Annotated in this window: 19 protein-coding genes; 17 read left to right on the forward strand and 2 right to left on the reverse strand. The window is 71.1% G+C overall.

The window, feature by feature from the left end; translation table 11 throughout:
• The first annotated feature begins 5 nt into the window (after positions 1-5).
• The 8 genes from FHP29_RS09255 to FHP29_RS09290 all read left to right on the forward strand — a co-directional run bounded on the left by FHP29_RS09255 (position 6) and on the right by FHP29_RS09290 (position 9,240).
• Complete coding sequence (locus FHP29_RS09255; protein WP_139622573.1) at positions 6-878, forward strand: ABC transporter permease; 873 nt, start codon at positions 6-8, stop codon at positions 876-878.
• Between the two features lie 43 nt (positions 879-921).
• Positions 922-1,710, forward strand: coding sequence for an ABC transporter ATP-binding protein (locus FHP29_RS09260; RefSeq protein ID WP_139622574.1), 789 nt, complete (start codon positions 922-924; stop codon positions 1,708-1,710).
• A gap of 108 nt (positions 1,711-1,818) precedes the next feature.
• A complete protein-coding gene (locus tag FHP29_RS09265) occupies positions 1,819-2,802 on the forward strand; it encodes an ABC transporter substrate-binding protein (RefSeq protein WP_139622575.1) in 984 nt (327 codons plus the stop codon).
• Between the two features lie 25 nt (positions 2,803-2,827).
• Positions 2,828-5,236 (forward strand): arylsulfatase, encoded by a 2,409-nt coding sequence (locus FHP29_RS09270; protein ID WP_139622576.1) that lies wholly within the window; start codon positions 2,828-2,830, stop codon positions 5,234-5,236.
• Entirely contained in the window at positions 5,233-7,581 is a 2,349-nt protein-coding gene (locus FHP29_RS09275) for an arylsulfatase (protein WP_139622577.1), read from the forward strand. The genes FHP29_RS09270 and FHP29_RS09275 overlap by 4 nt, the downstream gene beginning before the upstream one ends.
• On the forward strand, positions 7,578-8,549 hold the full coding sequence (locus FHP29_RS09280; RefSeq protein ID WP_139622578.1) for a formylglycine-generating enzyme family protein: 972 nt from the start codon (positions 7,578-7,580) through the stop codon (positions 8,547-8,549). The genes FHP29_RS09275 and FHP29_RS09280 overlap by 4 nt, the downstream gene beginning before the upstream one ends.
• Positions 8,546-8,914 carry a YidH family protein gene (locus tag FHP29_RS09285; RefSeq protein WP_139622579.1) on the forward strand — a complete coding sequence of 123 codons (369 nt, stop codon included), beginning with the start codon at positions 8,546-8,548 and terminating at the stop codon, positions 8,912-8,914. The genes FHP29_RS09280 and FHP29_RS09285 overlap by 4 nt, the downstream gene beginning before the upstream one ends.
• Before the next feature lie 2 nt (positions 8,915-8,916).
• On the forward strand, positions 8,917-9,240 hold the full coding sequence (locus FHP29_RS09290) for a DUF202 domain-containing protein (protein ID WP_139622580.1): 324 nt from the start codon (positions 8,917-8,919) through the stop codon (positions 9,238-9,240).
• A gap of 81 nt (positions 9,241-9,321) precedes the next feature.
• Here the strand turns inward: FHP29_RS09290 and FHP29_RS09295 are convergent, their stop codons facing one another.
• A complete protein-coding gene (locus FHP29_RS09295) occupies positions 9,322-9,588 on the reverse strand; it encodes a hypothetical protein (protein ID WP_139622581.1) in 267 nt (88 codons plus the stop codon).
• Positions 9,589-9,692: 104 nt separating this feature from the next.
• On the opposite strand from FHP29_RS09295, the gene FHP29_RS09300 reads away from it, so the two are divergent.
• From FHP29_RS09300 to FHP29_RS09320, 5 genes are all read left to right on the forward strand, one after another.
• Positions 9,693-10,106, forward strand: coding sequence for a Fur family transcriptional regulator (locus tag FHP29_RS09300; protein ID WP_139622582.1), 414 nt, complete (start codon positions 9,693-9,695; stop codon positions 10,104-10,106).
• A 25-nt stretch (positions 10,107-10,131) separates the two neighbouring features.
• Positions 10,132-12,339 (forward strand): catalase/peroxidase HPI, encoded by a 2,208-nt coding sequence (gene katG / locus FHP29_RS09305; RefSeq protein WP_139622583.1) that lies wholly within the window; start codon positions 10,132-10,134, stop codon positions 12,337-12,339.
• Between the two features lie 86 nt (positions 12,340-12,425).
• Entirely contained in the window at positions 12,426-12,737 is a 312-nt protein-coding gene (locus FHP29_RS09310; protein ID WP_139622584.1) for a GNAT family N-acetyltransferase, read from the forward strand.
• Positions 12,734-13,198, forward strand: a complete 465-nt coding sequence (locus FHP29_RS09315; RefSeq protein WP_139622585.1) for a carboxymuconolactone decarboxylase family protein — start codon at positions 12,734-12,736, stop codon at positions 13,196-13,198. The genes FHP29_RS09310 and FHP29_RS09315 overlap by 4 nt, the downstream gene beginning before the upstream one ends.
• Before the next feature lie 72 nt (positions 13,199-13,270).
• Positions 13,271-15,361, forward strand: a complete 2,091-nt coding sequence (locus tag FHP29_RS09320; RefSeq protein WP_139622586.1) for a PhoX family protein — start codon at positions 13,271-13,273, stop codon at positions 15,359-15,361.
• Positions 15,362-15,512: 151 nt separating this feature from the next.
• Here the strand turns inward: FHP29_RS09320 and FHP29_RS09325 are convergent, their stop codons facing one another.
• On the reverse strand, positions 15,513-16,274 hold the full coding sequence (locus FHP29_RS09325; RefSeq protein ID WP_139622587.1) for an SDR family NAD(P)-dependent oxidoreductase: 762 nt from the start codon (positions 16,272-16,274) through the stop codon (positions 15,513-15,515).
• Between the two features lie 192 nt (positions 16,275-16,466).
• On the opposite strand from FHP29_RS09325, the gene leuS reads away from it, so the two are divergent.
• The 4 genes from leuS (at position 16,467) to FHP29_RS09345 (ending at position 21,727) form a co-directional block, all read left to right on the forward strand.
• Entirely contained in the window at positions 16,467-18,899 is a 2,433-nt protein-coding gene (leuS, locus tag FHP29_RS09330; RefSeq protein WP_139622588.1) for a leucine--tRNA ligase, read from the forward strand.
• An 81-nt stretch (positions 18,900-18,980) separates the two neighbouring features.
• Positions 18,981-19,586 (forward strand): TetR/AcrR family transcriptional regulator, encoded by a 606-nt coding sequence (locus FHP29_RS09335; RefSeq protein ID WP_139622589.1) that lies wholly within the window; start codon positions 18,981-18,983, stop codon positions 19,584-19,586.
• A gap of 171 nt (positions 19,587-19,757) precedes the next feature.
• Complete coding sequence (locus tag FHP29_RS09340) at positions 19,758-20,624, forward strand: ABC transporter substrate-binding protein (RefSeq protein WP_139622590.1); 867 nt, start codon at positions 19,758-19,760, stop codon at positions 20,622-20,624.
• Positions 20,625-20,626: 2 nt separating this feature from the next.
• Positions 20,627-21,727: an amino acid ABC transporter permease gene (locus tag FHP29_RS09345; RefSeq protein WP_240044420.1), complete on the forward strand. Its 1,101-nt coding sequence runs from the start codon at positions 20,627-20,629 to the stop codon at positions 21,725-21,727.

The raw sequence follows: 21,727 nt of genomic DNA on the forward strand, positions 1-21,727 counted from the left end.
GCGCCATGACCCGCGAACTCGAAGAGATGACGATCACGGCTCCTGACAACGCGACACCGGTGCGCGAGCCGAGGCGGGACCCGGCGGAGACCGCGCGAAGGAAGCTCGCCCGCAGGCAGACGACGAAGGTGCGCGCGCTCCAGGCGCTGCTCCTGGTCGCGTGGATCGGACTGTGGCAGGTCACAGCGGACCAGGAGTGGCTCGACCCGGTGCTGGGCAAGAGCCCCGGGCAGTCCTGGGACTACTTCGTCGGGGCGATCGAGTCCGGCGAGCTGTGGACCAACACCAAGGCCACCATGGCCGCGGTCGTCGTGTCCTGGGTGCTCGCGAGCCTGGTGGGCGCGGTGTGCGGCATCGCGCTCGGTCTCCTGCCGACGGTCGAGCGGGTGATCAGCCCGTTCCTCGACGCGGCCAACGCGATGCCGCGCATCGCCCTGGCGCCGATGTTCATCGTCGCCTTCGGGATCGGGATGACCGCCAAGGTGGCACTCGCGTGCACCCTCGTCTTCTTCATCGTGCTCTCGGGCGCCCGGGCCGGCGTGCGCTCCACCGACTCCGAGTGGCTCCGCCTCTCGGCGGTGCTCGGTGCGACGAAGCTGCAGCTGTTCTGGAAGATCATGCTCCCGGTCGCGACGCCGGCGATCTTCGCCGGCCTCCGGCTCGGTCTCATCTACGCCCTGCTCGGGGTCGTCGGATCGGAGCTCATCTCGGCGAAGGACGGACTGGGCCAGCTCATCGCGAGCTACTCGTCGCTGTTCCAGATGGAGGCGGTCTACGCGATCCTCATCCTCCTCGCGATCGTCGCCGTCCTGCTCAACCAGCTCATGGTCACCGCCGAGCGATGGCTCCTGCGTTGGCAGGCGCCCGCCGACGTCTGACCACGCCGTCCTGATCACCATCCCACCCGAGGAGCCGACCACCATGACCGAGACGACGACCGGCGCGACGCGCGCCACCACACCCACGGCGATCCAGATGAGCGGGGTGACCGTCGAGTTCGCCGATCCGCTCGGCGGAACCAAGCAGGTGCTCAAGGGCATCGACCTGACCGTCCCCGCCGGCCAGTTCATCGCCCTCGTGGGCAAGAGCGGCTGCGGCAAGACCACCCTGCTCAACATGGTGGCGGCCCTGGTGAGACCCACGACCGGAACCGTCACGGTCGGCGGGGAGACGCCGAAGGCCGCGCGTCGCAACCTCGGCTTCATGCTCGCCCGGGACGCGCTCCTGCCGTGGCGCACCGCCCAGGGCAACGTCGAGTACGGCCTCGAGCTGCGGGGGGTTCCCAAGCAGGAGCGCCGTGAGACGGCCCGCCGATGGCTCGAGGCGGTCCACCTCGGCGGCTCCGAGCGACTCTGGCCCTGGCAGCTCTCCCAGGGCATGCGCCAGCGCGTCGCCCTCGCCCGCACCTGGGCGCTCGATCCCGACGTCCTGCTGATGGACGAGCCGTTCGCCGCCCTGGACGTCACGACCCGCGTCGCCGTACAGGAGGAGTTCCTGCGGCTGTGGCAGAGCGAGCAGCACAAGACGGTCATCTTCGTCACCCACGACCTCGGCGAGGCGATCGCGCTGGCCGACCGGGTCGTGCTGCTGGGGGAGGGCCGTGTGCTCTACGACGTCGAGGTGGGCCTCGAGCGCCCCCGCGACCTCCAGACCGTCGCCGGCGAGCCCCGCTACCAGGAGATCTACAACCAGCTCCGCTCGTCCATCTAGTTCGCCGCGCCCGTCCGCGGCCGGCCGCATCGTCGCGCCCCAGATCCCTTCCCTCCGGGGCGGCTCGCACCTGCCGCCCACTCTCCCTCAACGCACAGGAGCATCACCATGAATCCGTTCAAGCGCGCCCTGACGGGCGCTGCCGCCAGTGTCCTCGCCGTCACCGTCCTCGCCGCCTGTGGCGGCGGCAGCGGCGACGGAGGCGATGGCGACTCGCGCAAGATCAGCCTCGGCGTCTTCCCCAACAGCATTCTCTCGCTGCCGACCGCGGTCGCCATGGGCGAGGACTTCTTCGGCGAGGAGGGGCTCGAGGTCGAGCGCGTCGACGCGAAGACCGGCCCCGAGCTCATCGCCGGGATGATCGGCGGCACCACCCAGATCGCGGGCGCCTCGACCGGTACGGCGTTCCCGGCCATGAAGGAGGGACAGGACCTCAAGATCCTGCCGCCGTTCCAGGGCGAGACGAAGCTCGTCATCGCCACCGAGAAGTCGGGGATCACCGAGCTCGCCGACCTCGAGGGCAAGACCCTGGCCGTTCCCGCGCGCGGGGGCGACGCGGAGACCTACGTCGTCCAGATCATGGAGGAGAAGGGCCTCGACCCCAGCAAGATCACCTTCCTAGCCGCCGGAGGTCCGCCGACCCTGGCGGCCGCGATGGCCAACGGCAAGGCCGACGCCGCTGTCGGCACGACCTCGAGCGCGGAGCTGCTGGAGGAGACGGGCACCGAGATCGAGGTGCTCGCGAGCCCGCACGACGACACCGCCGGGGACCGTGGGGAACAGGGCCTGTCCGCCTTCTACGCCACGACCGCGGACTACTACGAGAAGAACGCCGACACCGTCGACTCCTTCTGCCGGGCGATGGTGCACACGATGGAGTTCATGGCCGACGAGGCCAACAAGGACACGGTCGTCGACTACCTCGCGGAGTGGGTCGGTCTGTCCCCGGAGGCCGCCGAGCGCGTCTACGAGCTCGAGCGCGACGGCTGGTTCACCGAGCTCGAGGAGTCGCGCTGGCAGGCCAACGCCGGATACGCGGGCGCCCCGGACGTGGGCTTCGACCACGTCGTGACCGGCTGCGGCCAGAACTGATCGCGAGAGAGCGGGAGTCGAGACCATGAGCCAGCACCCGAGCCAGCACCCCAGCCAGCACCCGAGCACCGAGCCCGGCCTGCGGACCTATGACGAGGCCGACGGGTTCGACGGCGAGATCGGCCGGACCGTCGCGTCCTCGACTCCCGCCTGGCGGCGGCCGCCGACCCCGCCCGCAGGGGCACCCGACGTGATCACGATCGTCCTCGACGACCTCGGCTACGCCCAGCTCGGCTGCTTCGGAGGTCTGGGCGGGCGGATCAGCACACCCCACATCGACTCCCTGGCGCAGCAGGGCCTGCGGTTCCGGAACTTCCACGCGACACCGCTGTGCTCGCCGACCCGGGCGGCGCTGCTGACCGGCCGCAACGCCCACTCGGTGGGGGTCGGCATGATCATGGAGTACGCGACGGGCTTCCCGGGCTACGACTCGGTCATCCCGCCCGACGCCGCCATGACACCCGCCGTGCTGCGCGGATCCGGCTACGCCACCATGGCACTCGGCAAGTGGCACCTCACCCCGGAGGCAGAGAACGGCCCGTGGGGACCTTTCGACCGGTGGCCGCTGGCCAAGGGGTTCGACCGCTACTACGGATTCATGCCGGGCGAGACCTCGCAGTGGGAGCCGGAGCTGTGGGAGGACAACCACCGGGTCGAGGCGCCCGGCCGGCCCGAGGACGGCTACCACCTCAGCGCCGACCTGCTCGGACGGGCGATCTCCTGGATCGACGAGGAGAAGGCCGTGACGCCGAACCGGCCGTACTACCTCTACCTCGCCCTCGGCGCGATGCACGCCCCGCACCATGCCCCGCCGGAGTGGATCGAGAAGTACGCCGGCGCCTTCGACGACGGCTGGGACGCCGTGCGTGCGGACACGCTGGCCAAGCAGAAGGAGCTGGGCGTCGTACCGCGCGACACCGAGCTCGCCCCGCACAACGAGGGCGTCCGTGCGTGGTCGGAGATCGGGGACGACGAGCGTCGCGTGCTGTGCCGCCAGATGGAGACCTATGCCGGCTTCCTCTCGCACACCGACCACCAGATCGGTCGCCTGCTCGAGTTCCTGCGTGAGTCCGGTCGTCTCGACAACACGGTGATCATGCTGCTCAGCGACAACGGCGCCAGCGCCGAGGGCGGGGCCTCGGGCCTGTTCCATGAGCTCAGCTACTTCAACCGCAGCCCCGAGGACGTCCAGCAGATGATCGACCGCCTCGACGAGTGGGGCGGCCCGACCAGCCACCCGCACTACGCGACGGGGTGGGCGGAGGCGGGCAACACCCCGAACCGCTGGTACAAGACCACCTGTCACGAGGGCGGCACCCGCGTCCCGTTCATCGTGCACTGGCCGGCGGGCATCGCCGACCCGGGCGCGGTGCGCAGCCAGTACGCCCACGTGATCGACGTCGCGCCGACCCTGCTCGAGGCGATCGGGGTGGAGGCCCCGGCCGAGGTCGCGGGTGTGCGGCAGCGTCCCTTCGACGGTGCCAGCATGGCCCCGGTCCTCAAGACCCCCGAGGCGCCGACGAGCCGCAGCGTGCAGCACTTCGAGTGCTTCGGCCACCGCGCGGTGTGGCGGGAGGGCTGGAAGGCGAGCGCCATCCACAACTCGCGCACGCACGCCTTCCGGGTCGGCCGGCCGCCCGAGCTCACGCACGACGGCGACTTCGACGCCGACGTGTGGGAGCTCTACCACCTCGACGAGGACTTCGCCGAGATGCGCGACCTGAGCGCCGAGCGGCCCGAGCTGCTGAACGAGCTGGTCGACCTGTGGTGGGCCGAGGCCGAGAGCCACGGGGTGCTGCCGCTCGACGACCGAGGGAGCCCGCGGCTCCTCGATCCCCGCCCGCGCGCCATGGAGCCGCGATCGAAGGTCGTCTACGCCGCGCCGGTCATGCTCGGGGCGAGCAGCTCGCCGCCGGTGGTCGGCCGGTCGTTCGAGGTCGCGGTCGACTTCGAGGCGCAGACCGGCGACACCGGTGCGCTCGTCAGCTACGGCAACTCCTCGGGCGGCTTCTCGCTGTACCTCCTCGGCGAGCGGCTCCACGCCACCGTCGCCTACCTGGGGCGCGAGGAGTTCCCTGTCTCCGCACCGGAGCCCCTTGCGTCCGGCAGCCACCGCGCCGTGCTGCGGTTCACCCGGACCGACGATCCCGACGGGTCGGCGCCCGCGGGCCTCTCGCAGCCGCCGGTCGTCGGCACCCTGAGCCTGGAGGTGGACGGAGGAGTCGTCGCCGAGCGCACCGAGGTCTGCTCCAACCCGATCCTGTGGAACGTCGCCCAGGGTCTCCAGGTCGGTGGGGACAGCATCTCCTCGGTCTCCTCCGACTACCGGGCGCCGTTCCCCTTCAGCGGCCGGCTCCACCGGGTGGAGATGGACGTCGACCCCGGCTCCGCCGCCGCCCGGCGCGGACCCGACACGGCGATGGTCCGGCAGTGAGCGCCTGCCCGGGCACGGACCCGAGATCCGTCCTTCCCGTCGCGGACGTCGAGGCTCCGACGACGCCGACCCTCGACGTACGCGACCTCGACCAGCCGCCGATGACCCTGCCGGGCGCGCCGAAGGACGCCCCGAACGTCGTCGTCATCCTGATCGACGACATGGGCTTCGGGGCGACCAGTGCCTTCGGCGGTCCCTGTCGGACGCCGACCGCCGAGCGCCTGGCCGCGGGCGGCCTGCGGTTCAACCGGTTCCACACCACGGCGCTGTGCTCGCCGACACGGCAGTCGCTGATGACCGGACGCAACCACCACGCGGTCAACATGGGCACGATCACCAACATGGCGACCCCGGTCCCCGGCTACACCTCGGTGCGCCCGAACACCGCCGCCACCCTGGCCGAGGTGCTCCGCCTCAACGGCTACAACACCGGGGCCTTCGGCAAGATGCACCAGACCCCGGCCTGGGAGGTCACGCCGGTGGGCCCCTTCGACCGGTGGCCCACCGGCGAGGGCTTCGAGAGGTTCTACGGCTTCATGTCCGGGGAGATGGACCACTGGTCGCCCCTGCTGTACGACGGCACGACACCCGTCGAGGCGCCGGCCGATCCCGACTACCACCTCAGCGAGGACCTGACCACGAAGGCGATCGACTGGGTGCGCCAGCAGCAGGCGCTCGCGGCGGACAAGCCGTTCCTCCTCTACCTCTCCTATGGCGCCACCCACGCTCCGCACCACGCGCCGCGCGAGTGGATCGAGAGGTACCGCGGCCGGTTCGACCAGGGCTGGGACCGGGTGCGCGAGGAGACCCTCGCGCGTCAGAAGGAGATCGGCGTGGTCCCCGCCGACTGCGAGCTCACCCCGCGACACGAGGAGATCCCCGCCTGGGACGACCTCTCCGCGTCGGAGAGGCTCGTGGCCGCGCGGCTGATGGAGGCCTACGCCGGCTTCACCGAGCACACCGACCACCAGGTCGGCCGGCTCGTCGACGCCCTCGACGAGGCGGACGCGCTGGACAACACCATCTTCCTCTACATCCTCGGCGACAACGGAGCCTCCGCCGAGGGCGGCATCGCCGGTGCGGTGAACGAGATCGCCAGCCTCAACGGCATCCACGACTCCACCGACAACCTCCTCGCCGTGCTCGACGAGATCGGCGGCCCGTCCACCTACAACCACTATCCGGCAGGGTGGGCGCACGCCATGAACACGCCGTACCAGTGGACCAAGCAGGTCGCCTCCCACTGGGGCGGCACCCGCGTGGGCATGGTGCTGCACTGGCCGGACGGCACGCCGCGCACCGGCGAGAGCCGCGACCAGTGGCAGCACGTCATCGACGTCTATCCCACGATCCTGGAGGCCGCCGGCCTGCCGGTCCCGACCCACGTCAACGGCGTGCCGCAGCAGCGCGTCGACGGAACGAGCTTCCTGGCCTCCGTGCGCGACGCCTCGGCCGCCGAGAACCGGACCACGCAGTACTTCGAGATGTTCGGCAACCGCGGGATCTACCACGAGGGCTGGATGGCCTGCACCAAGCACTCCACGCCCTGGGACCACGACACCAGCCACCTGCCGTCGTTCGGCGAGGACGTCTGGGAGCTCTACGGCCCCGACGACTGGAGCCAGCGCCACGACCTCGCCGAGCAGGAGCCCGCCCGGCTCGCCGAGCTCCAGGCACTCTTCCTCGCCGAGGCCGAGCGCAACCACGTGCTTCCCCTCGACGACCGCAAGGCGGAGCGGTTCACCAGCGACATCGCCCGCCGGCCGTCGGTGCTGGGCGGACGGCGCAGCGTCGAGCTCTTCCCCGGCATGACGCGACTCCCGGACGCTGCCTTCCCCAACGTCCGCAACAAGTCCCACGAGGTGACCGCGCGGATCACGGTCCCCGACGAGGGGTGTGCGGGGGCGATCGTCGCGCAGGGCGCCCGGTTCGGCGGCTGGTCCTTCCACGTGCGCGGGGGTCGGCTGGTCTACAGCCACAACTGGATGGGACGCGACCTGCAGGAGGTCGTGGCCACGGAGCCGCTCGCCCCGGGCGAGCACGTCGTCGCGTTCGGCTTCGAGTACGACGCCGGCGCCGGCTTCGGCGGCGGAGGCGAGGTGGATCTGCGGTGCGACGGCCGTTCGGTCGGCACCGGGACGGTCGCGCGCACCGTGCCCTTCCACTACGGGCCGACCTGCGCCGACGTAGGGTGTGACAACGGCAGCGGGGTCGTTCCGGACTACGAGACCCCGCGCGCGACGTTCACCGGGACCATCGACTCGGTGATCGTGAGCATCGAGCCGGCCGTCACCTCCGATGTGCCGGAGGAGGTCGAGGACCGCATCGAGATGGCCACCCAATGAGCGATCCAGTGAGCGACGAGATCAGGCCCTGCTGCGCGCCGAGCGCCGCCCCGGCCGACGTGACCCTCGGTCCTGCCCCGGTCGTGCCGGGGGCGCGGAGCACTCGTGGCCAGGTCCCCATCCCCGCCGGCTCGTTCACGATGGGCGACGCCTTCGGCGAGGGCTATCCGGCCGACGGCGAGACGCCGGTGCACCGGGTCGAGCTGCCGGCGTACCTCATGGATGCGACGACGGTCACCAATGCGCAGTTCGCGACCTTCGTGAAGGCGACCGGCTATGTCACCGACTCCGAACGGCTCGGCGTCTCCGCGGTGTTCCACCTGCTCTTCGACGGTTCCGCGGCCGACGTCGTCAACCGCGTCGAGCAGGCGCCGTGGTGGCTCGCCGTGCGCGGGGCGTCCTGGCGCCGGCCCGAGGGGCCCGGCTCCACGATCGCCGCGCGGCAGAACCATCCGGTCGTGCACGTGTCCTGGCACGACGCGCAGGCCTACTGCACGTGGGCCGGCAAGCGGCTGCCGAGCGAGGCGGAGTGGGAGTACGCCGCGCGGGGCGGGCTCGACGGCGCGCGCTACGCGTGGGGCGACGAGCTGATGGCGCGCAACCGCTGGCAGTGCAACATCTGGCAGGGCCGGTTCCCGACCCACAACACCGAGGAGGACGGACACCTCGGCACCGCGCCGGTGCAGACCTTCCGCCCCAACGGCTACGGCCTGTGGCAGACGGCGGGCAACGTGTGGGAGTGGTGCGCCGACTGGTTCGACCCGACCTACTACGCGCGCTCGACGCTGGTGTCCCCGACCGGCCCCGACGCGGGCGAGCAGCGGGTGATGCGCGGCGGCTCGTTCCTGTGCCACGACTCCTACTGCAACCGCTACCGGGTGGCGGCGCGTTCGTCGAACACGCCGGACTCCGCGTCGTCCAACGTGGGCTTCCGGTGCGCCAACGACGCCACGGCGGCGGGGGGATGAGCCCTGGGCGAGGCAGCGACGGCCGCTGGCCGTCGTGGGTCTACGACGCGGGGGAGGAGCCCGACTACCGGTTCACCTTCGCCAACGAGCGCACCTTCCTCGCCTGGGTCCGGACCGCGCTCGCCCTCCTGGCGGCCGGCGTGGCCCTCGACGTCGCCGGCGTCGGACTCGACCCGGCCGTGCGCCGGGGTCTGGCGGTGGCGGTGGTGCTGACCGGCATGGTGTGCGCGGCAGGTTCCTGGGTGCGGTGGGCCCGGGCGGAGCGGGCGATGCGGGTGGGCCACTTCCTGCCGTCCTCGGGGCTGAGCCTGCTGGTGTCCGGCGTGGTCGTGGGCGCGGCGCTGACCCTCCTCGTCGCGCTGTAGCCGTGACCGGCCCGAGACACGAGGAGTCGCCCGGCCTCCAGCGCGAGCGGACCGCGCTGGCCTGGCACCGGGCCGCCCTCTCGCTCGTCGTCGCCGCCGCGGTGCTGACCCGGTTGACGTGGTCGCGTCTGGGGCCGGGGGCGGTGGCGACCGTCGCGGTGGCGCTCGTCGCGGCGAGCTGCATGCTGTCGAGCCGGCGCGGCCGTGGCGCCGAGGCGGCGCCGGGACGCTCCCGCGACGGCGTCGCGCCGCTGGCCTGCACCGCGCTGGTGCTGGCGCTCGGGCTGCACGAGCTGGCGGCGCTCGCCGCGCCGGAGGGCGAGTGAACTTCGCCTCGGCGCCGTCCGCACGGCACACGGCCGGTCCCCGCATCGCGGGGGCCGGCCGTGTCCTTGTCGGGCAGTGGATCAGGTGTCGGTCGAGCCGCCTCGGTAGCGCGGGTCGACGTGGAGTCGACCGTGCTCGGTGGGCTCGGTGGGCTCGGCGGGATCAGCCGGTGTGTGGCTGGTGTGGCCGGTGTGGTCGGCAGGCTCGGCGGGGTGGTCGAAGCGCTCAGGGTCGTGTGCGACCTCCTGGTTGCGTCGCCGGTCCGCGATGAACGCCCAGACCAGGCCCAGCGCGATGAAAGCGACGACGACGGCGCCGAGGATCAGCCAGGCGGGTGAGTTGTCCATGCCGAGGCGGTACCCGGCGGGCCGTCGCTCAGTCACCGACACCCCGACGCCGACACCCCGAGATCAGTCTTGACTGATTCAAGAAAGATGGCATGCTGGTGGTCATGACGGCGTCCGACTTCCAGCAGCAGCTGCGGGACGCCGAGCTGCGGGTCACCCGGCCCCGGCTCGCCGTACTCGAGGCGGTGCACGCGCACCCCCACGCCGACACGGAGTCGATCATCACCGCAGCCCGAGCGCTGCTGCCGGAGGTCTCCCACCAGGCCGTGTACGACTCGCTGCACACGCTCACCGACGCCGGGCTGGTGCGCAGCATCAAGCCGGCCGGCTCGGTGGCGCGCTACGAGACCCGCACGGGTGACAACCACCACCACGTCGTGTGCCGGACCTGCGGGTCCATCGCCGACGTGGACTGCGCTGTCGGCCACGTGCCGTGCCTGACCGCCTCCGACTCCCACGGCTTCGAGATCGACGAGGCCGAGGTCATCTACTGGGGCGTGTGCCCCGACTGCTCCTGATCGCCCCACCCCCGAAAGGTTGAGAATGACCGAGAACGCAGGCTGCCCCGTCGCCCACGGCGGGAGCGAGAGCGAGAACCCGGCGCTGGACGCTCCGACGCCGAAGTCGCACCGGCCGCGGTCGAACAAGGACTGGTGGCCCAACCAGCTCGACCTCTCCGTGCTCCACGCGCACGCGCCCGCCGGCAACCCGCTGGGCGCCGACTTCGACTACGCCGCGGAGTTCGCCAAGCTCGACGTCGAGGCGCTCAAGCGCGACATCACCGAGGTCCTGACCACCTCGCAGGACTGGTGGCCCGCCGACTTCGGTCACTACGGCGGCCTGATGATCCGGCTCAGCTGGCACGCGGCCGGCACCTACCGCATCTACGACGGCCGTGGCGGCGCGGGTGACGGCGGCCAGCGGTTCGCCCCCCTCAACAGCTGGCCCGACAACGGCAACCTCGACAAGGCCCGGCGTCTGCTGTGGCCGGTCAAGCAGAAGTACGGCCAGAGGATCTCGTGGGCCGACCTGCTGGTGCTCGCCGGCAACGTCGCGCTCGAATCGATGGGCTTCGAGACCTTCGGCTTCGCCTTCGGCCGTGAGGACGTGTGGGAGCCCGAGGAGATCTACTGGGGCTCCGAGGACACCTGGCTGGGCGACGAGCGGTACTCCGGTGACCGCGAGCTCGCCGACCCGCTGGGCGCGGTCCAGATGGGCCTGATCTACGTCAACCCCGAGGGCCCCAACGGCAACCCCGACCCGCTGGCCTCGGCCCGCGACATCCGCGACACCTTCGCCCGGATGGCGATGAACGACGAGGAGACCGTCGCCCTCATCGCCGGTGGCCACACCTTCGGCAAGACCCACGGCGCCGGCCCGGCCGACCACGTCGGCCCCGAGCCCGAGGGCGCCCCGATCGAGGAGCAGGGCCTCGGCTGGCGCAGCACCTTCGGCACCGGCAAGGGCGCCGACGCCATCACCTCCGGCCTCGAGGTCACCTGGACCGACAAGCCGACCCAGTGGAGCAACCGCTTCTTCGAGATCCTCTTCGGCTACGAGTGGGAGCTCACCGAGAGCCCCGCCGGCGCGAAGCAGTGGGTCGCCAAGGACGCCGAGGCGATCATCCCCGGCCCGTCGCCCGACTCGCCCAAGCGCAAGCCCACGATGCTCACCAGCGACCTCGCGCTGCGCTTCGACCCGACGTACGAGAAGATCTCGCGCCGCTTCCTGGAGAACCCCGACGAGTTCGCCCGGGCGTTCGCCAAGGCCTGGTACAAGCTGCTGCACCGCGACATGGGTCCGGTCTCGCGCTTCCTCGGCCCCTGGGTGCCCGAGCCCCAGCTGTGGCAGGACCCGGTCCCCGCCGTCGACCACCCCCTGGTCGACGAGGCCGACGTGACCGCGCTCAAGGCGAAGGTGCTCGACAGCGGCCTCGACGTCGCGCAGCTCGTGTCGACGGCGTGGGCCTCGGCCGCGACCTTCCGCACCACCGACAAGCGCGGTGGCGCCAACGGCGCGCGGATCCGTCTCGAGCCGCAGCGCAACTGGGAGGTCAACCAGCCCGAGCAGCTCGCCGGCGTCCTGGCCAAGCTCGAGGACATCCGGGCCGAGTTCAACGCCCAGGGCGAGAAGAGGATCTCGCTGGCCGACCTCATCGTCCTGGCTGGCTCGGCCGCGGTCGAGAAGGCCGCGAAGGACGGCGGCTTCGACATCACCGTGCCGTTCCGCCCGGGTCGCACCGACGCCAGCCAGGAGCAGACCGACGCCGAGTCGTTCGAGGTGCTCGAGCCGCGCGCCGACGGGTTCCGCAACTACGCCCGCCCGGGCGAGAAGCTGCCGCTCGAGACGCTGCTGCTCGACCGCGCGTACATGCTCGACCTCTCCGCCCCGGAGATGACGGTCCTGCTCGGCGGCCTGCGCACCCTCGGCGCCAACGTCGGCCGTTCGGCCCACGGTGTGCTCACCGAGCGGCCCGGCGTGCTCTCGACCGACTTCTTCCTCAACCTGCTCGCTCCGGGCGGCGTCGTGAAGGCGTCGGAGACCGAGGAGAACGTCTACGAGATCCGCGACGCGCAGAGCGGCGAGGTCCGCTGGACCGCCACCGCCGCCGACCTGATCTTCGGCTCGAACTCGCAGCTGCGGGCGCTCGCCGAGGTCTACGCCAGCGACGACGCCAAGGAGAAGTTCGCCGCGGACTTCGTCGCCGCGTGGGTCAAGGTCATGGAGCTGGACCGCTTCGACCTGCGCTGATCCTGCGCTGATCCACCGATCGATCGAGGAGGCCGTCCGGCAACGGGCGGCCTCCTCGCGTTTCCCGGATGCGGCAGGATGACGCCATGAGCGAGGCACCCGACAACGCCGACATCACCTACGTCCACGTCCCGGAGAAGCACCGCTACGAGATCCGCGACGGGGAGACCCTGGTCGGGTTCACGCAGTACCGGCTGCCCGACGACGTCCACGTCGACTTCCTGCACACCGAGGTCGACGACGCGTACGGCGGTCGCGGCCTGGCCGGGGAGCTGGTCGCGATGGCCCTGGCCGACGTCCGCGGACAGGGCAAGCGGATCATCGCCCACTGCCCGTACGTCGCGAAGTGGGTCGTCAAGCACGACGAGTTCGCCGACATCACCGACCCCGCCTCATGACGCAGCCCGCCACGCGCCGCTCGATCTTCCTCGACAAGGCGCAGCCGGTCACCTACCAGGCCGCGGCCGACCTCGCCCTCGAGGTCGGGAACGCCGCCGAGGCCGCCGGGGTGGACCGCCGGCTCGTCGAGCTCGTCAACCTGCGGGTCTCCCAGATCAACGGCTGCGCCTACTGCCTCGACCTGCACCACCGCCGCGCCCTGGAGGCGGGGGAGTCCGAGCGCCGTATCGCCGTGCTCGACGCCTGGGCCGAGACCGCGCTGTTCTCCGAGCGCGAGCAGGCCGCGCTGCAACTCGCCGAGTCGATCACCCGGCTCCCCGAGCCCGACGAGCGCAGGTACGCCGAGGACGAGGCCCGCGCGGTGCTGGGCGACGCCGCCTACAGCGCGGTCGCCTGGGTCGCGATCACGATGAACACCTTCAACCGGATCTCGATCACCAGCCATCATCCGGTCAGGTAGCGCCGCTCGCGCTTCACCCGCGCGCAACCTTCCTGCCGGGAACGGTTCACGGACGACTGGTCAGGTGCACCCATGACCTCCGTGCGCCCCGAGAACCGCCCGCTGCTCGCCCTCGCTCCCGCCTCCGGGGCCGAGGGCAACCGGCACGGTTCGCGCTCCCACATGACCTGCTTCTTCCGGTGCGGCAACGCCTGCGACCAGCCCGAGCCGAACCCGACCGACCACGTGCACGTGCGGGACGAGATCGCGAGGGCCGTCGGCCGTCGTGGCTTCCTGCGCGGCGGCACCCTCACCGCCGGCGCCCTCATCGTCGGCGGCGTCGTGCACTCGGGTGGCCTCGCGGCCGCCGCGACCCAGGCGCCGCGCCGTCCCGGTGCCCCGAGCGGGCACGGCTCCCTCGGCCAGGCGGCCTTCACGCCGGTCGAGCCCAACCGGCGCGACGCGTTCGTGACCGCGCAGGGCTTCGACCACGACGTGGTCGTCCGTTGGGGCGACCCGGTCGTCCAGGGGGCGCCGGAGTTCGACGCCCACGCCCAGACGGTCGAGTCCGCGCGCCAGCAGTTCGGCTACAACTGCGACTACGTCGGCCTGCTGCCGCTCGACGACGACGAGGCCCTGCTCGTGGTCAACCACGAGTACACCGACGAGAACCTGATGTTCCCGACCGGCGCGTACTCCGCCGACGACGTCAAGCGGATCTCGATCGCGAGCCACGGGATGTCCGTGGTCACGGTCCGCCGGCACAAGCCGGCCGGCTCCTGGAAGCGCACCGGACCGGGGCGCTCCCCGCACAACCGCCGCCTCCACGACGCCACCGTCTTCGAGCTGACCGGTCCGGTCGCCGGCGACACGCGCGTGAGGACGACGGCCGACCCCGCCGGCAGGAACGTCCTCGGCACGCTCAACAACTGCGCCGGCGGCACCACCCCGTGGGGCACGGTGCTGTCCGGCGAGGAGAACTTCAACCAGTACTTCGACAAGGGCGCCGGCCTCGATCCGCGGTACGCCGCCCAGTACGCGCGCTACGGCATCACCGGCTCCGGCCGCGGCTGGGGCACCGTCGACCCGCGCTTCGACCTGTCGAAGGAGCCCCACGAGCCGCACCGCTTCGGCTGGATCGTGGAGGTCGACCCCTACGACCCGACGTCGACGCCGCGCAAGCACACGATGCTCGGCCGCTTCAAGCACGAGGGCGCCAACATCGCCCTCTCCACCGACGGGCACGCCGTGGCGTACATGGGCGACGACGAGCGCGGCGACTACCTCTACAGGTTCGTCTCCGCCGCGAAGTACGACGGCTCGGGCACCAAGGCGGCACGCGCCCACAACCTGACCCTGCTCACCAAGGGCACGCTGTACGTCGCCAAGCTGGTCGGCGACGGCACCGAGGACGGCCTCTTCGACGGCACCGGCACCTGGCTGCCGCTGGCGAGCGACACCCAGTCGTTCGTCGACGGCATGTCCGTCCAGGACGTGCTGCTGTTCACCCGCCTCGCTGCCGACAAGGTCGCTCCGACCAAGATGGACCGGCCCGAGGACGTCGAGCCCAACCCGGTCAACGGCAAGGTGTACGCCGCGCTCACCAACAACTCCAACCGCGGCAACGCGGCCATGCCGGTCGACGAGGCCAACCCGCTGGCCAGCTCGCAGGTCCGCGCCAGCATCGCGGCCCCGCTGACCAAGGCGAGCGGCAACCGCAACGGCTACGTCCTCGAGATGACCCCCGGCGGCGGCGACCACGCCGCGACCACGTTCACCTGGGACCTGTTCCTCGTGTGTGGCGACCCGTCCGCCCCGGAGACCTGGTTCGGCGGCTTCGACAAGTCCAAGGTCAGCCCGATCAGCTGCCCCGACAACGTCAGCTTCGACAGCGCCGGCAACCTGTGGATCTCCACCGACGGCAACGTCCTCGGCAGCAACGACGGCGTCTTCCGGGTTCCGGTCGCCGGTCCGAACCGCGGCCAGGTCCAGCAGTTCTGCACCGTGCCCAAGGGGGCCGAGGCCTGCGGCCCGCTCGTCACCGACGACGACCGCTCGCTCTTCGTCGCCGTCCAGCACCCCGGCGAGATCGACGGGGCCAGCTTCGAGCAGCCCGCCAGCACCTGGCCGCACACCGACGCCTTCCCGCGCCCGTCGGTCGTGGTCGCCTTCAAGTCCCGCTGACCCGGCCCGAACTGACCTGAAGATCGCATCGACCCGGCTGAACCTGACCTGAAGATCGCATCGACCCGGCCGAACCTGACCTGAAGAAGGTCAGATTCGGCCGGGTCGACGCGTTTCGCGGGTCAGTTCCGGCCGGGTCGGGGCGACGGGGTCAGGTGATGGTCATCCCGCCGTCGACGGCGAGGGTCTGGCCGGTGATGTAGCCCGCGGCGTCGGAGGCGAGGAAGACCGCGGTCGCGGCGAGCTCGCGAGGGTCGCCCTTGCGGCCGGCGGGGACTCGACCCATCTGCTGCTCGATGTAGCCCTCGGGGTAGTTGTCGGTCATCTCCGAGGCGAAGAAGCCCGGCGCCAGGGCGTTGACGCGGATGCCCTTGCGGCCCGTCCACTGCTGGGCGAGGTCGCGGGTCAGGCCGATGATCCCGGCCTTGGAGGCGGCGTACGCGGCCTGGGGGAGCCCTGCCGTGGTGATGCCGAGCATCGAGGAGATGTTGACGATGCTCGAGCCGGGCTTCATCACCCGGCCGCAGGCCTGTGCCATCCAGTAGCTGCCGTTGAGGTTGATGTCGATGACCTGGGTGAACTGCTCGACCGTCTCCCGCGTCGCGGGTACGGCGGTGCCGACGCCCGCGTTGTTGATCAGGATGTCGACCCGCCCGAACTCCGCCATCGCCGCGTCGACGAGCGCCTGGCAGGACGCGGCGTCGGCGACATCGGTGGCGACGCTGACCGCTCGGCGGCCCGCGGCCTCGACGAGCGCGGCCGTGTCGGCGAGCCGGTCGGCGCGCCGCGCGCCGAGCGCGACGTCCGCGCCCGCCTCGGCCAGAGCCTTGGCGAAGTCGACGCCGAGTCCGGAGCTGGCGCCGGTGACGACGGCGACCTTGCCGTCGATTCGGAAGAGATCGGTGACAGTCATGCCCGCACGCTAGCGGTCATCGGAGCGCTCGGGGGAGTAGGATGACCGCGTGCGGACGAACCTGCTTCTTACCTAGCCGCGTCGACGACCTGACCGGTCGACGCGGCGGCCCCTCCCTGTCGAGGGGCTTTTTCATGTCCGGGCCAGGTCGGGGGCGCGCATCGTGAGCAGGGCAGAGACGAGAGAGTTGAGATGAGCAGCGAGAACGACGTCCCTCAGGGGGGCCACTACGACGTCCATGCGGTCGAGGAGAAGTGGCTGCCGATCTGGGAGTCGCTGGACCCGTTCCGGGCCGACGACGCGGCCGTGCTGGCGGGGGACAGGCCGAAGTTCTACGGCCTGACGATGTTCCCCTACCCCAGCGGTGACCTGCACATGGGCCACGCCGAGGTGATGGCGCTGCACGACGTCCTGTGCCGCTACAAGAGGTTCCGCGGGTTCGAGGTGCTCAACCCGATGGGCTGGGACTCCTTCGGCCTGCCGGCGGAGAACGCGGCGATCAAGAACGACGAGCACCCGGCGACGTACACCTACGCCAACATCGAGACCCAGTTCACCTCGTTCAAGAAGTACGGCCTGAGCTTCGACTGGTCGCGCCGCCTGCACACCTCGGACCCCGAGTACTACAAGTGGACCCAGTGGCTCTTCCTCAAGCTGCGCGAGCACGGGCTGGCCTACCGCAAGAACTCGCCGGTCAACTGGTGCCCCAACGACCAGACCGTGCTGGCCAACGAGCAGGTGCTGGCCGACGGCACCTGCGAGCGCTGCGGGGCCGAGGTCACCAAGAAGGAGCTGACGCAGTGGTACTTCAGGACCACGGCGTACGCGCAGGAGCTCTACGACTCGCTCGATGACCTGCAGGACAGCTGGATCCCGAAGGTCGTCAACGCGCAGCGCAACTGGATCGGCCGCTCCGAGGGCGCCCACGTGTCGTTCGACGTCGAGGGCCACGACCCGATCACGGTCTTCACCACGCGTCCCGACACGCTGGTCGGCGCGACCTTCATGGTCGTGGCGGCCGACGCCAAGCTGGCCCAGGAGCTGGTGGCGCCCGAGCGCGCGCAGGCGCTGGAGGACTACCTCGCCGAGGTCCGCAAGTCGTCCGACATCGACCGGCTCGCGACGGACCGCCCCAAGACCGGCGTCGACCTGGGCGTGACGGCGACCAACCCGCTGACCGGCGAGGAGATCCCGGTCTGGGCGGCCGACTACGTGCTGGCCGACTACGGCACCGGCGCGATCATGGCGGTCCCGGCCCACGACGACCGCGACCGTGAGTTCGCCGAGAAGTTCGGCCTCCCGATCGTGCCCGTGTACGCGGAGTCCGACGAGGAGGGCTCGCAGCCCTACGACAAGGCCGCCGAGGTGTCGAAGGCGATCGCCGCGGTCGAGGCCAACGGCCACGGCGAGGGCACCGTCAACTTCCGGCTGCGCGACTGGCTGCTGTCCCGCCAGCGCTACTGGGGCGCCCCGATCCCGATCATCCACTGCCCGGTCGACGGCGAAGTGCCGGTCCCCGAGGACCAGCTGCCCGTCGAGCTGCCGGAGCTGCGCGGCGCCGACCTCAAGCCCAAGGGCACCTCGCCGCTGGGCGCGGCGGCCGAGTGGGTCAACGTCAGCTGCCCGACCTGCGGCGGTCCCGCGACCCGCGACACCGACACCATGGACACCTTCGTCGACTCGTCCTGGTACTTCTTCCGCTACCTCTCGCCCCACGACAGCACGCAGGCGTTCGACCCCGCGCTGGCCAAGGCCTGGGGCCCGGTCGACTTCTACCTCGGCGGCTCCGAGCATGCCGTGCTCCACCTGCTCTACGCACGCTTCTTCACCAAGGCGATGCGCGACATGGGCCTGATCGACTGGGACGAGCCCTTCTCGGCGTACCTGTCGCAGGGCACGGTCATCAACAACGGCCACAAGATGAGCAAGTCGCTCGGCAACGGCGTCGCGCTCGGTGCCCAGCTCGACGAGTTCGGCGTCGACGCCGTCCGGTTGACCCTGGTCTTCGCCAGCCCGCCCGAGGACAACATCGACTGGGCCGACGTCTCGCCGGCCGGCTCGGCGAAGTTCCTGCAGCGCGCCTGGCGGCTGTCCGGCGACGTGACCTCGGCCGCGGGCACCGACCCGAGCACCGGCGACACCGCGTTGCGCAAGGTCACCCACAAGACGATCGACGAGGCGGCCCATCTGCTCGACTCGTACCGCTTCAACGTGGTCGTGGCGCGCACCATGGAGCTGGTCAACGCGACCCGCAAGGCGATCGACAGCGGCTGCGGCCCGGAGGACCCCGCGGTCCGCGAGGCCGCCGAGACGGTGGCGATCCTGCTGTCCCTGGTGGCGCCGTACACCGCCGAGGAGATGTGGGAGCGGCTGGGCCACGAGCCGTCGGTCGCCCGGGCCTCATGGCCGCAGGTGGACCCGGAGCTGCTGGTCGAGGACTCGGTCACCGCCGTGGTCCAGATCCAGGGCAAGGTCCGCGGCCGCCTGGAGGTCTCGCCCGACATCAGCGAGGCCGACCTGGAGGCCGCCGCGCTGGCCGATCCCGCGGTCGTCAAGGCGATCGACGGGCGCGCGGTCCGCAAGGTCATCGTGCGCGCGCCGAAGCTCGTCAACATCGTCGTCTGAGCGGCTCGCCCGAGCCTGTCGGCTTGTGCGCCGCCGACCACCATGTTTGACTGACGCGTCAGATCTGACCAGGAGGCAGTGGTGGCGAGACCGAGTGTCGAGGCCGAGCGTCGCGAGCAGATCCTCTCCGCCACCCGGTCGGTGGTGGCGGAGAAGGGGTTCAAGGCGATGCGCGTCGCGGACGTCGCCGCGCGCAGTGGGATCAGCAGCGGCACGATCCACTACTACTTCGACACCAAGCGCGATCTCATGCACGCCGCCTTCGAGTGGAACTTCGAGAACTCCGAGGCGCGCCGTGCAGCCCTCCTCGAGGACATCGACGACCCCTCGGAACGGCTGCGGATGCTGCTGGCGTCCTATCTGCCGGCCGACGACCTCCTGATCGAGTCCTGGCACCTCTGGTGCTCCCTGTGGGTGGAGGCCATTCATGAGCCTGACCTGCAGGAACTCAACGAGAAGGTGTACGGCGAGTGGCGCCGTGGCATGGCGGCGATCATCCGCGACGGGCAGCTGCGCGGGCGCTTCGTCGACGGCGATCCGGTGCTGTTGACCAACGCCCTCATCAGCATGGTGGACGGGCTGGCGATCCAGGTCCTGATGTCGTCCCGGTCGATGACCCTGGACCGGATGCGGGCCACCTGCGACGGCGTGGTCGACCTGCTGACCCTGCCGGCCGCGGCCGGCTGAGCACTCCTCCCTCCCGCGTCCCGGCGCGCCCTCGTCATCGACGGGGGCGCGCTTCGTCGTTGCGGCCGCGTCCGGTGGGGACGGCGCGCCCGGCGCCTTGACATGGCGCGTGAGCGCGATCACACTCATCCCCAGACTTATCTGACGCGCCAATCAACTTAGGAGTTCTCGATGCGCTCAACCCGTTCCCTGGCCCTGGCCGCGGCGCTGCCCGCGCTGCTCGCCCTCAGCGCCTGCAGCAGCGGCGCGCCCGAGGCCAGCGGTGCCGAGTCCTCGGACTGCGAGGTCTACGGCGAGAAGGGCTCCATCGACATCGCGCCGGCCGCGAAGGGCGAGCTCACGGTGCAGACGAACCTGCCCTCGCCGGGCTGGTGGAAGGGCACCACGCCCGAGTCCATCGCCGGTGGCTTCGAGTACTGCCTCGCGGTCAACGTCGCCCACCGTGCCGGCATCGACAAGGTCCGGGTCGAGAACGTCTCCTTCGACGCCCTCGTCGCCGGTCAGACCAAGGACTACGACATGGCGATGGCGCAGATCTCGGTCACGCCCGAGCGCCAGGAGGTCGTGCAGTTCTCCGAGCCCTACTTCGACTCCGACATCGGCGTTCTCGCCAAGGCCGACTCCGACATCAGCGCCGACAACATCCAGTCGAAGACCCTCGGCGTCCTGGTCGGCACGACGGCCGTCGCGTACGTCAAGGACACCATCAAGCCCTCCGGCGACGTGAAGACCTTCCGCGACCAGAACGCGATGATCACCGCGGTCCGCAGTGGCGCCATCGACGCCGCGATCCAGGACACCTCGATCGTGCTGGCCTTCGCGGGCGGCTCGAACGGCGACCTCGAGGTGAAGGGCCAGTACTCCTCCGGCGAGCACTACGCGGCGATCTACCCGCACGGCTCGAAGAACGCCGCGGCCATCGACAGCGCCCTGGCCGACATGCGCGAGGACGGCACGCTGGACAAGCTGTCCGGCACCTGGCTCGGTCCGGAGCTCGGCGGCGACCCCAACGCCGTGGCGCGCTGGGACGAGAACTGAGCATGGGCGTGCAGACCGCCGAGGCCAGCGAGCTGCGGGTCGGCCCCCCGCCGACGCCGCCCGGCCGGGTCACCGGCCTCATGGTCGTCGCGGGCGCGGCCGCCCTGCTCGCCGCGCTCGCCGCGCACCGCGCGATCGTGGCCGTGGTCGGCCTCGCCGAGGACCGCACGGCGCCCCTGGTCGCGATCGAGTGGGTCGTCACCCTGGTCGCCCTGGTGCCGGTCGTCCCCGTGGTCGCCGCCGCTCTGCGCGCGCGCAGCCGCGGCCGCCACCTGGCCGCGGGCGACCTGGTGGCCGCCCGCAGCGAGGCCGCAGCCGGCCGGGAGCGCGCGAGCATCGCGCTGGGCTGGGCGCTCGCCGTCCTCCTCATGGCCGCCCTGCTGGGCTTCGTCGCCGCCAACGACGGCGCGGTGGCCCACACCTTCTTGAAGTGGGAGTTCATCCAGTCCACCTGGCGGCCGGTGGCGGAGGGATTCTGGATCAACATCCAGGTCTCCGTCGGCGCCGAGGTGCTGGTGCTGGTCCTGGGTCTCGTCGTGGCGATCATGCGCCTCGTCGGAGGTCCGGCCGGCCGACCGCTGCGGTGGCTCTCGACGGCGTACGTCGACATCTTCCGCGCGATCCCCAGCATCATCGTGCTCTACCTCGTCGGCTTCGGCCTGGCGCTCGCCGAGGTGCCGGTCATCAAGGATCTCACCCCGCTGTGGCTGGCGATCGTGGCGCTGACGCTGACCTACTCGGCGTACGTCGCCGAGGTCTACCGCGCGGGCATCGAGTCGCTGCACCCCAGTCAGTGGGCCGCGGCCCGCTCGCTCGGCCTGTCCTACGGGATGACCCTGCGCACGGTGATCGTCCCGCAGGCGGTGCGCCGGATCGTGCCCCCGCTGCTCAACGACTTCGTGGGCCTGCAGAAGGACACCGCGCTGATCGGCGTGATGGGCGTGGCCGACGCGTTCACCCGCGCGCAGCTGGAGTCCTCCGACGTCTTCAACCTCACCCCCGTCATCGTCGTCGCCGTGCTCTTCGTGATCATCACGATCCCGCAGGCGCGCTTCGTCGACCGGATGATCGCCCGCGAGCAGCGCAAGAGCGGAAGGGCCTGA

This window comes from Nocardioides albidus, from assembly GCF_006335005.1.
In the GTDB taxonomy this organism is placed as follows: Bacteria; Actinomycetota; Actinomycetes; order Propionibacteriales; family Nocardioidaceae; genus Nocardioides; species Nocardioides albidus.

Bases quoted from the DNA above. Each gene is read 5' to 3' on its own strand.
- FHP29_RS09255 (WP_139622573.1), top strand. From the start codon at position 6: ATGACCCGCGAACTCGAAGAGATGACGATCACGGCTCCTGACAACGCG.
- FHP29_RS09260 (WP_139622574.1), top strand. From the start codon at position 922: ATGACCGAGACGACGACCGGCGCGACGCGCGCCACCACACCCACGGCG.
- FHP29_RS09265 (WP_139622575.1), top strand. From the start codon at position 1,819: ATGAATCCGTTCAAGCGCGCCCTGACGGGCGCTGCCGCCAGTGTCCTC.
- FHP29_RS09270 (WP_139622576.1), top strand. From the start codon at position 2,828: ATGAGCCAGCACCCGAGCCAGCACCCCAGCCAGCACCCGAGCACCGAG.
- FHP29_RS09280 (WP_139622578.1), top strand. From the start codon at position 7,578: ATGAGCGATCCAGTGAGCGACGAGATCAGGCCCTGCTGCGCGCCGAGC.
- FHP29_RS09285 (WP_139622579.1), top strand. From the start codon at position 8,546: ATGAGCCCTGGGCGAGGCAGCGACGGCCGCTGGCCGTCGTGGGTCTAC.
- FHP29_RS09295 (WP_139622581.1), bottom strand. From the start codon at position 9,588: ATGGACAACTCACCCGCCTGGCTGATCCTCGGCGCCGTCGTCGTCGCT.
- FHP29_RS09300 (WP_139622582.1), top strand. From the start codon at position 9,693: ATGACGGCGTCCGACTTCCAGCAGCAGCTGCGGGACGCCGAGCTGCGG.
- katG (WP_139622583.1), top strand. From the start codon at position 10,132: ATGACCGAGAACGCAGGCTGCCCCGTCGCCCACGGCGGGAGCGAGAGC.
- FHP29_RS09310 (WP_139622584.1), top strand. From the start codon at position 12,426: ATGAGCGAGGCACCCGACAACGCCGACATCACCTACGTCCACGTCCCG.
- FHP29_RS09315 (WP_139622585.1), top strand. From the start codon at position 12,734: ATGACGCAGCCCGCCACGCGCCGCTCGATCTTCCTCGACAAGGCGCAG.
- FHP29_RS09320 (WP_139622586.1), top strand. From the start codon at position 13,271: ATGACCTCCGTGCGCCCCGAGAACCGCCCGCTGCTCGCCCTCGCTCCC.
- FHP29_RS09325 (WP_139622587.1), bottom strand. From the start codon at position 16,274: ATGACTGTCACCGATCTCTTCCGAATCGACGGCAAGGTCGCCGTCGTC.
- leuS (WP_139622588.1), top strand. From the start codon at position 16,467: ATGAGCAGCGAGAACGACGTCCCTCAGGGGGGCCACTACGACGTCCAT.
- FHP29_RS09340 (WP_139622590.1), top strand. From the start codon at position 19,758: ATGCGCTCAACCCGTTCCCTGGCCCTGGCCGCGGCGCTGCCCGCGCTG.
- FHP29_RS09345 (WP_240044420.1), top strand. From the start codon at position 20,627: ATGGGCGTGCAGACCGCCGAGGCCAGCGAGCTGCGGGTCGGCCCCCCG.